The sequence below is a fragment of the Synechococcus sp. OH2 genome, assembly GCF_047462155.1.
In the GTDB taxonomy this organism is placed as follows: Bacteria; Cyanobacteriota; Cyanobacteriia; order Thermostichales; family Thermostichaceae; genus Thermostichus.
This window is the reverse complement of record NZ_JANSIR010000077.1, coordinates 36,049-44,675: the sequence shown is the minus strand read 5'-3', so window position 1 is coordinate 44,675 and position 8,627 is coordinate 36,049. Positions and strand designations below refer to the sequence as shown.

The 8,627-nt window shown below is 59.8% G+C and carries 10 protein-coding genes; 6 read left to right on the top strand and 4 right to left on the bottom strand.

Annotation, left to right across the window (positions count from 1 at the left end):
* On the top strand, positions 1-1,152 hold a 1,152-nt coding region (locus NW835_RS06675; RefSeq protein WP_414414851.1), incomplete at its 5' end, for a D-alanyl-D-alanine carboxypeptidase.
* A gap of 178 nt (positions 1,153-1,330) precedes the next feature.
* Here the strand turns inward: NW835_RS06675 and NW835_RS06670 are convergent.
* Entirely contained in the window at positions 1,331-2,059 is a 729-nt protein-coding gene (locus tag NW835_RS06670; RefSeq protein WP_414365289.1) for an urease accessory protein UreF, read from the bottom strand.
* 13 nt (positions 2,060-2,072) lie between these two features.
* Entirely contained in the window at positions 2,073-2,648 is a 576-nt protein-coding gene (gene hpf / locus NW835_RS06665) for a ribosome hibernation-promoting factor, HPF/YfiA family (protein ID WP_414365290.1), read from the bottom strand.
* An 886-nt stretch (positions 2,649-3,534) separates the two neighbouring features.
* On the opposite strand from hpf, the gene NW835_RS06660 reads away from it, so the two are divergent.
* The 4 genes from NW835_RS06660 (at position 3,535) to NW835_RS06645 (ending at position 6,542) form a co-directional block, all read left to right on the top strand.
* Complete coding sequence (locus tag NW835_RS06660) at positions 3,535-4,761, top strand: aminotransferase class I/II-fold pyridoxal phosphate-dependent enzyme (RefSeq protein ID WP_414414854.1); 1,227 nt, start codon at positions 3,535-3,537, stop codon at positions 4,759-4,761.
* Between the two features lie 84 nt (positions 4,762-4,845).
* Positions 4,846-5,652, top strand: coding sequence for a hypothetical protein (locus tag NW835_RS06655; RefSeq protein ID WP_414365294.1), 807 nt, complete (start codon positions 4,846-4,848; stop codon positions 5,650-5,652).
* Positions 5,653-5,989: 337 nt separating this feature from the next.
* On the top strand, positions 5,990-6,196 hold the full coding sequence (locus tag NW835_RS06650; protein ID WP_071813530.1) for a hypothetical protein: 207 nt from the start codon (positions 5,990-5,992) through the stop codon (positions 6,194-6,196).
* A 28-nt stretch (positions 6,197-6,224) separates the two neighbouring features.
* Positions 6,225-6,542: a TMEM14 family protein gene (locus NW835_RS06645; protein ID WP_414365296.1), complete on the top strand. Its 318-nt coding sequence runs from the start codon at positions 6,225-6,227 to the stop codon at positions 6,540-6,542.
* Between the two features lie 60 nt (positions 6,543-6,602).
* Here the strand turns inward: NW835_RS06645 and NW835_RS06640 are convergent, their stop codons facing one another.
* Positions 6,603-7,232 (bottom strand): DUF4384 domain-containing protein, encoded by a 630-nt coding sequence (locus NW835_RS06640; RefSeq protein ID WP_414365297.1) that lies wholly within the window; start codon positions 7,230-7,232, stop codon positions 6,603-6,605.
* 239 nt (positions 7,233-7,471) lie between these two features.
* Here NW835_RS06640 and NW835_RS06635 point away from each other — a divergent pair, with 239 nt between their 5' ends.
* On the top strand, positions 7,472-7,909 hold the full coding sequence (locus NW835_RS06635; RefSeq protein WP_414414850.1) for a tetratricopeptide repeat protein: 438 nt from the start codon (positions 7,472-7,474) through the stop codon (positions 7,907-7,909).
* A gap of 50 nt (positions 7,910-7,959) precedes the next feature.
* Here NW835_RS06635 and thrC read toward each other — a convergent pair.
* On the bottom strand, positions 7,960-8,627 hold a 668-nt coding region (gene thrC, locus NW835_RS06630), incomplete at its 5' end, for a threonine synthase (RefSeq protein ID WP_414414849.1).

Sequence of the window (8,627 nt, the reverse complement as noted above, 5' to 3'; positions counted from 1 at the left end):
CCCTTCCCCCCCATCCCCACCCCGCCGCCGCCGCTGCCTTCCCCCAGTGGCACGCCCGGCCTTCCCCCCTGGTGGCCCCGGGAGCAATCGCCGCAGTGGCAGGATTCCCTCTACGCTTTGGTTTTGTCCGGCTTTTTGCAGGGGTTGGCTGCCCAAGGCGGGGCCCTCTCCCAGCAGGGGATCCTGCTCTGGACAGCCGAAGGCGAGCTGCTGGCGGAGCACCTGCTGGATCGGCCTTTGCCGGTGGGGGCTTTGGAGCAACTGGCCCTCAGCCTGATGGCGCTGGAGAAGTGGGGCTATGAGTATCGCTTCCAAACTCGCTTCTACACCACCGGCCATCGCTCCGGCCAGCGCTTGACGGGAGACTTGGTCGTGGTGGGCGGTGGGGATCCCTATTTCCGGGAGGCCAATGTGGCCGAGCTGGCCCGCCACCTGCACAACCTCGGCATTCGCCAGATCGACGGCGAGGTAAAGGTGGTGCCCCCCTTCCGCTTGCTGGGTCAGCCTGACTCTCTGGCCAGCGCCCGCCGGCTTGCCGAGCTCCTCCAGGATCCCCAGGGGCCCTATCCTGTGGCCATCGGCGGCTCCGGGTCAACATTAAGGGAGCTGACCGAGGAGATCCATTGCCTGGCCAGCTACACCTCGCTGCGCCTGGGATCCCTGCTACAAATCCTCAACGGCAGCAACGATCGGGCCATGGTAGAAGCCCTGTTAGCGGAGCTGGGAGGCAGAACAGCCCTGCTGGAGTACCTGCAGCAGCGGTTGGTAGCTCAGCCGGTTGCCCATCTGGATCCCAAACTGGCCCCTGCCCAGTCGGAAATTCGCCTTGGCCCAGGCGGGCAAGAGCTGTACCTCTCCCCCCGCGCCTTGGCCCATCTATGGGAACATCTGCTGGAGGCCACAGACGGGGATCCGACCCGGATCTTGCCTAGAGCAGGCATTGGCCACAGCACTCTGGGATTGCGCACCCTGCCCTCCGGCACGACCGCCCAGGTGGGCTCCGCCCCCGATCGGCTGATGATGGTGGGGCAGTTGCCCGATGGTACCCACTTCATCCTGCTCAACCACGGCCCGGATCTAGCCATTTTGCGCCAGCAGCAGGATCGGTTCCTGCAGGAGGTACTGGCTGTTGGGGAGCCCCTCCGCCACTGAGGCCTACCTCCGTCAATCTCAACCTTTGAGCTACGCCCCTCTCTGGTTTTTCCCAGGGGAGGGGGCTCTTGACCCTGTAGCTCTATCCGAATAGCGAGCCAACTGTTCGTTCTGTTCGTAACCCCGATCCCCGGCTCCCCTCCCCTAGAGGGAGAAGGGCTGTGGGTGAGGGCAGCTTTCAGGATTGAAAAAGGCGGGAATAAAGCTGCTGGTGAGCTTGGCAATCCCGTTCGTTGAGGGGGGCGAAGCTGCTCAGGGCTGGCCAAGCCAGGGTCGGGTCTCGCTTCACAACCGGCAGAATTTCCTGCTGCACCACGGTCTCAATCGGCTCATACAACTGGGCCAGCAAGCGCTGCCCCTCGCTATGCCCCAGAGGCACCAAGCGCACTGCTGCTGAGACCCACCCCGTGAGGGAGGCAAATAAGAAGGCTCGCAGGGTATCCTCTAGCCCAATGCCGGCCTGGGCGCAGATCCAGCCAAAGGCTAGGGGATAGTGGAGCAGCTCTCCCTCAGCCCTGGGAACGGATATCCCCCAGGTGCGCTCTGCCAGTTGTGCCAAGCGCTTCCCCAGATCCAGGCTGGCTTGGCGCGGTTCTGCTGCCCAACGGGATGCCTGCAGTTGCTGCTGTAGCTTGCCCATTCCCGCCAGGGATCCCCCTTGCGCCAGACAGTGGGCCAAGCCACAGGCTCTCCCCTCAAAGGGAGCCAAGCTCAGGTGCAGAACCCCCAACAAGTACCGCTGTACCTCCGCCCGATCCCGCAGCCGCTCCGCTTGCACAGCCGCTTCCAAGCCCCAGGAGTGGGAATAGGCGCCAATCGGCAGGGCAGAATCGGTGAGCTGCAGCAGCAGGTAGAAGGCGCTGCCAGAGCCTACAGGAGCGGCTTGAGCGGCGATCTGCTCAGCCATGGGGCAACTGCTTCTAGGGATGGGGGCGGATCAGGCCGTAGCCGCCGTGCTTGCGGACATAGATGACGTTGATCTCGCCGTTTTCGATGTTGCGGAACACGTAAAAATCATGATCCACCAGCTCCAACTGGTGTAGGGCCTCCTGAACTGTCATGGGAGGCATGGCGAAATACTTGGTGCGCACCACCTCGGGGGGCAGCTCTGCTTGCCGGTCTGTATTCAGCGGATCGGTGAGGGGCTGCTGGGCCACTGCCACCGAGGTTTTGGGAGAATGGCGGATGCGGTGAACGCCGTTGCGTTCTTTGTATTTGCGCAGCTTGCGGGCCAGCTTGTCGGCAACACGGTCAATGCTGGCGTAGAGGTTCTCGCTGCTTTCCTCCGCCCGAATGACGGTGCCATTGGCGTAGACGGTAACTTCGGCAGATTGGTTGGCACTGATGCGGGGGTTACGGGCCACCGATAGATTGACATCCACTTCACTGGTGATCTGGGCAAAATGGCTGACAGCCCGCTCGATTTTTTCTTGAACGTAGCTGCGGATGGCGTCGGTAATCTCGACGTTTTTCCCTTGGATCACAAGCTTAGTCATGGGCAGTCTCCCAGTTGTGTCAGTTTACACCTAAAGTTAGCGCCTCACCCTCGCAAAGGATCCCTAGAAAACAGCCCCCACCTCAGGCATGATCGCGGCCCAGCAACTTGCGGGAAGGGCTACGCCAGAAGATGAAGATTGGCTTTGGTAGCGGCACTAACCTCTTGGGTTAAGTCTAAGTTAACATCTCCCCCAGGGATCCGGTTCGGGGGTTAAGAATAAATTTAGGCTGTCTTCATTTTTAAGGGATTGGGGGCCAGCACCACTTCTCAGGCAAAGAGAAGTTCCCTGAATTTGGAACTCCAAATGCAAGCGGAGAAGGTCTCTAGATGGTTCGAAGAGAGCAAACTTAGCAGCAGAACTTACACAGATAGGCTCTGGCGAAAATACTTTTACTAAACTTGAATTCAACTCTGAGTATTAGGAAAGCTAAGGGTGTAGCTTTTAAGTGGGATTTCTCAGGAAACCTTCTAACCATCAATGCCCGCCCACTTCATCCTCAACTTTAGAAGAAGGATCGGCCTTGATCGACACAGCTTATCCCCTGCAGCAGCGGAAATCAGCAGTTGCTGAACCAACCTCTGCTCTTAGGGCAAGCATCCCCTTATTTTTTATTGTTCTCTCTTCTCCTTGTAGATCTTGTAGCCATTATACAACCTGGTGAGTCGGGCGGCTTTTTCCAGCTCCGACAGAGACTGAAAGGGAGAATGAAGAGATGTTGACTGAAGTTAAGGTTTTTATCAAGATAGGGATCCCGCGGAAACATCGTTACCAGGAGCAGGTCTGAAAAGCTGTTTTTGGCCTCTTGGGCGGTGGCCGACCTGCTAGCTGGAAAGCCAGTTTGCTCAGGAAAAGAGGGATGGACTCGGTGGCCAGAGAGATCTCTTTGAAGGTGACGGAGCTTTTGGACAGAGCAGAGGCAGCTCTGCAGGATCGGTTTCAGGCGATAGATAACGTCCTTAGGGAGAACCTGGCGCGGGTGTTGCAGGCCTTTCGCCACCAGCAGGTGGGATCCCATCACTTCGCCGGCGTGTCGGGCTATGGGCACGACGACCGGGGACGAGAGGTGTTGGATCGGGTGTTTGCCCAGATCATGGGCTGTGAGGCGGCACTGGTGCGGCTGCAAATGGTGTCCGGCACCCATGCCATTGCCTGTGCCCTGTTTGGCGTGCTGCGGCCGGGGGATGAGCTGTTGGCCATCACCGGCCCCCCCTACGACACCCTGGAGGAGGTGATCGGCCTGCGCGGCTCGGGCCGGGGATCCCTACGGGAGTTCGGCGTCACCTACCGTCAGTTGGATCTGCGGGAAGGCGGCGTCGATTGGCAGGCCCTGAAAACCGCCCTCAAACCGCAAACCCGCCTGGTTCACATCCAGCGCTCCTGTGGCTATGACTGGCGTCCCAGCTTTTCCATCGCCCAGATTGCCGAGATGATCCAGATTGTTAAGGCACAAAACCCGGAGGTGGTGGTCTTGGTGGACAATTGCTACGGTGAGTTTGTGGAAACCCAAGAGCCCACCCACGTGGGTGCGGATTTGATCGCTGGATCCCTGATCAAAAATCCAGGGGGTACCCTGGCCCCGGCGGGGGGCTACGTGGCGGGGCGGGCCGAGCTGGTGGAGCAGGCTGCCTGCCGGCTGACGGCGCCGGGGATTGGCTCGGAAGGGGGAGCCACCTTCGATCTCAACCGGCTTCTATTTCAAGGGTTGTTTTTGGCCCCACAGATGGTGGCCGAAGCGGTTAAGATCGCCCATCTGGCCGCCCAGGTGTTCCACGATCTGGGCTATCCTGTTTCCCCGCTGCCCCAGGTGCCCCGCACCGATATCATCCAGGCCATTCAACTGGGATCCCCGCAGAAGTTGCAGGCCTTTTGCCGCGCTATCCAAAGCAGCTCGCCTGTGGATTCCTACCTCACGCCGGTTCCAGAAGTGATGCCCGGCTATGCCGACCCGGTAGTGATGGCGGCGGGCACTTTTGTTGCCGGCAGCAGTGCCGAGCTCTCCGCTGATGGGCCGATGCGGGAGCCCTACACCGTCTATTTGCAGGGGGGAACCCATCTCAGCCACGGGCGGCTGGCTCTAGAGGCCGTCTTGCAAGCCTGGGATGCTCTGTAAATTGCCGTCCCTGTCCGACTCTGCCCAAGCGGTAAAATTGGACTTATGGTCTCCATTCCCCCTCGAGGGATCCTCACTGATTGGATGTCGAGCTTGTGTTTTAGTTCTGGGTTTTCCCGCCGCTGGGGATCCCGTCTGGCCCTTGCTTGGGTGGCTCTGAGGTTGGTCAGCGGCTGTCGGCTACTGAACCTGGTGGGAGAGAGGAGCACACAAGTGGGATCCGCCTTGACTCGCTCTTCCCTGTGGAGAGGCAGCCAGACCCTGACAGGAACTCTTGAAGCAGGGGACAAGGTCAGCCCCCAGTACGGCAGCTACTGGGATGGGATCCCTGTTGCCGCCAAGGCGGGCCAGATCCTGATCGCCACCCTGGAGAGCGAAGACTTTGACCCCTACCTGGAGCTGGTGGACGGCCAGGGGCGGGTAATCGGCTTTGACGACGACTCCGGCCCCGATGTCAACGCCCTCTTGGCGGTGCGGCTGCTGCAGGAAGGCACCTACACCTTGCGGGCCACGAGCTTCGAGCCGGAATCCACCGGCACCTATCGGCTGGCCTACCGGCTGGCCCAGGTCGATTGGCAGCAAACGGTGTCGGGCCGTCTGCAGAAGGGATCCGCCCAGCACCCTGAGGACGGCAGTTGGATGGAAGAACACCCCATTGCTGCCCGGGCCGGACAGATCTTGATAGCCTTGATGACCAGCTCCGATCTCGATGCCTTTTTGCAACTGCTGGATCCCAGTGGCGACGTGATTGCCTGGGATGATGACCAAGGGAGCAGAAGCGATGCCCTAATGATCGCCTTTTTGCCTCGCAGCGGCACCTACACCCTCCGGGCCAACACCCACAAACCAGGAGAAGAAGGAGCCTATGTGTTGCAGTACGCCCTGCACTAGTGTCCAGGCCTGCCAAGCTTCTGCACCTTCCCTGAGAAGTTTTGGCCAGTCGGCTTATAAGCCTTTTGATGCCGATGTCGAGATTGGGCAAGAGTTATTATTTTTATTGCTTTATTGTTATTAGCCCTGGAAGCTTCTGGTTCAAAGCCTTCTGAAGCCAGGATGGTTGGGGTTTGCTGAGGTTTATGGGAAAGCATGACATCTTATCCTAAGTTGTGACAGAGCTGAAATGTTGCCTTCACGGACGAGGCGTTTTCCCTAGAATGGAATTGATGGCCTAGACCACTCTTGCTTTTGCACTTTCGCAGTTCAGCCCTTACCCTACACAATGGATGCCATGACCCCTGAAATGGTACGCCAGTTTTGGTCTTTGGTCAGCGAGATCGGCAGGCCAGATTGGCTCAATCAACGTGACGATGACTTGGTGAATCTGCTTCTGAGTGCCTGCCAAAAAAAACATGCCCTCAGCAACGTCGATGCCTCGATTCTCAACCGCTACATCAGCATCCGCCTGCCCTTGATTCGTGAAATTGTTGTGGACTAGACCGAGCTAGGAGGGGTTTTTCCCAGCCATGATGGCTGCACAGATTACTTTGCTCGTCTATGGAGCGCTGCTTTTGGTAGGCGGAGTCGTCGGCTATATGAAAGGCAGAAGCTCCAAGTCGTTAATCGGCGGCCTGGTGGGGGCCGCCCTCAGTGGCGTCAGCTATGGGCTACTGGGAACAGGTTCCCGCTGGGGGCTGGGCCTAGGCTTGGGGACGGCGGCGCTGGGATCCCTTCTCTTTGCCCTGCGCTACCGCAAAACCGGCAGGTTTATGCCTGCTGGTCTGATGCTAGTGGTGAGCTTGGTGGCTGTTCTTCTCCTAAGCCTCAGCTTCGGCTCGGTCTAGGCCGGAGACAAGCCTGCATAGCTGTCGGTTCCAGGCTCTGGAAGGATGGAAAGTCTGGGGTCACCGCGGTGCGACCCGATAGAAGCGCGTGGTGGTCACCCACTCGGTGGCAGGGATCTCCTCGACGACAATGGCGCGAGCGATGGCATCGCCCAGTTGGGATCCCCGTACCCTTACATTGGCAAAGGATCCACCCTGCTCAAAAGAGGCGATCTCCTGGAAGTTGAGGGGACGGAGGGAGGCGACCGCCAATACTTGGGCTTGGCCAAAGGGCGGAGCAATGGTTAGGCGGTAGCGGGCACCGGGGGGCGGGAAGGTGCGCACTTCGCCGGCCCGCAGAAACTCGTTTCCACCCGAGAAGCGGTTGGGCAAAATCAAATGGGTGCGGCCATCGGCTTGGATGCTGAACAGGTAGACGTAGGCGTCGCGATTGGTGCTCAAGGTAATGGAAATCGGCTCGCCGGGCCGGTAGATGGGGTTAGAGCCACGCCGATCCAGCTCCAGATTTACCTGCAAGTCGGAAGGTACTGGGTTGACGAGGATGGAGCGGGTGCCGGTTTCCAGGCGAGTGTCGGCCAGTTGTAGCCTTGGCAGCGGGGAGTAGAGGCCCAGCGTCTGCGGGAAAACGACGGTGGCCGGAGCCATCGACAGCCCCAAAGCCAGCGGCAGGAAGAGCAGTTTGGCGTTCATAGTTCACCCCTGATTAGCGGCTATGTTCATCCTAGGAAAGGGCAGAGTTTTGCCAGAGCAGGCTTTGCGCAATCTGAGATCCCCTGCTGAGGCAGTTTCCCCTGCCGCAGATGGCAGGCCCAGCGGCGAAAAGGCGCTGAACCGCTTCTCACCATTAGGGTGGGAAAACCGGGAGATCCCATCTGGCAAGGGCTAAGCTGCAGATCAGGGATCCCTCGGCTCAGACCCAAACCTTGCCTATGGCCAACGACAGTTACCAAGAAGGCATTGCCGCGGTCCAGGCAGGCGATTTTCCGGCGGCCATCCAGGCGTTTCGCCGAGCAGTTACCGAGAACCCCACGCACACCGAAGCTCGCTATAAGCTGGCCTGGGTGCTGGGTATGAGTGGCTATCTGGATCCAGCCCTGGCCGAACTGGAGGCGGTAGTGGCGGCGGATCCCAGCCATGTTGCAGCCCACTACAACCGCGGGGCACTGCTCTTGCAAAAGGCTCAACTGGAAGCAGAGGTGGATGGCCAGATCGATCTAGACGTCCTGCGGCAGGCGGAAGAGGCCTTTCAGACCGTGATGCGCTTGGATCCCACCGATCAACGGGCCTACGCCTTTCTCACTTTGGTCAAGCGGGCCATCCGCAACTATCAGTCGCCCGCGCAGCCTTCTAGCCGCAGTGACGAGTGAACCCCCTGAGCCAGCACCTCATCCCTCCCCCAGCACCCAGGGCGGCGGCGCTAAAAGCCCATCAGGCGGGCTACAGCAGCCAAATCGGGGGCAACCCCCGTGTGGATGGGGGCGGATCCCTGTTGGGCGGCCGTGTCGGGATCCTTGAGGCCGTTGCCGGTGAGCACGCACACCACCCGGGCGCCGGCAGGCACCTGATCTCGCCATTTCAGCAATCCAGCCACCGAGGCGGCACTGGCCGGCTCGCAGAAGATCCCTTCCTCTCTTGCCAGCAGACGATAGGCGGCCAAGATCTCCTCGTCAGTTACACTGTCCACTCGGCCACCGCTGACCTGGACAGCCGCCTTGGCCTTTACCCAACTGGCAGGGTTGCCAATGCGGATGGCTGTGGCCACCGTTTCTGGATGTTCCACCACGCGATTGAGGACGATAGGAGCAGCGCCGGCAGCCTCAAAGCCGTAGAGATGCGGGCGGCGGCTGGCCTTGCCTCGCTGGTAGTAGTGGCAAAAGCCCATCCAGTAGGCGGTGATGTTGCCGGCATTGCCTACCGGGATACAGAGCCAGTCGGGGGCATCTCCCAAAGCATCCACCACCTCAAAGGCGGCAGTTTTCTGTCCTTCTAGCCGAAAGCGGTTGACAGAATTGACCAGGGCCACGGGGTAGACTTCCGCCAGTTGCCGCACCATGGCCAGCGCCTGGTCAAAGTTGCCCTGAATGG

Bases quoted from the DNA above. Each gene is read 5' to 3' on its own strand.
- NW835_RS06670 (WP_414365289.1), bottom strand. From the start codon at position 2,059: ATGGCTGAGCAGATCGCCGCTCAAGCCGCTCCTGTAGGCTCTGGCAGC.
- NW835_RS06645 (WP_414365296.1), top strand. From the start codon at position 6,225: ATGATGGCTGCACAGATTACTTTGCTCGTCTATGGAGCGCTGCTTTTG.
- NW835_RS06635 (WP_414414850.1), top strand. From the start codon at position 7,472: ATGGCCAACGACAGTTACCAAGAAGGCATTGCCGCGGTCCAGGCAGGC.
- NW835_RS06650 (WP_071813530.1), top strand. From the start codon at position 5,990: ATGACCCCTGAAATGGTACGCCAGTTTTGGTCTTTGGTCAGCGAGATC.
- NW835_RS06640 (WP_414365297.1), bottom strand. From the start codon at position 7,232: ATGAACGCCAAACTGCTCTTCCTGCCGCTGGCTTTGGGGCTGTCGATG.
- hpf (WP_414365290.1), bottom strand. From the start codon at position 2,648: ATGACTAAGCTTGTGATCCAAGGGAAAAACGTCGAGATTACCGACGCC.
- NW835_RS06655 (WP_414365294.1), top strand. From the start codon at position 4,846: ATGTCGAGCTTGTGTTTTAGTTCTGGGTTTTCCCGCCGCTGGGGATCC.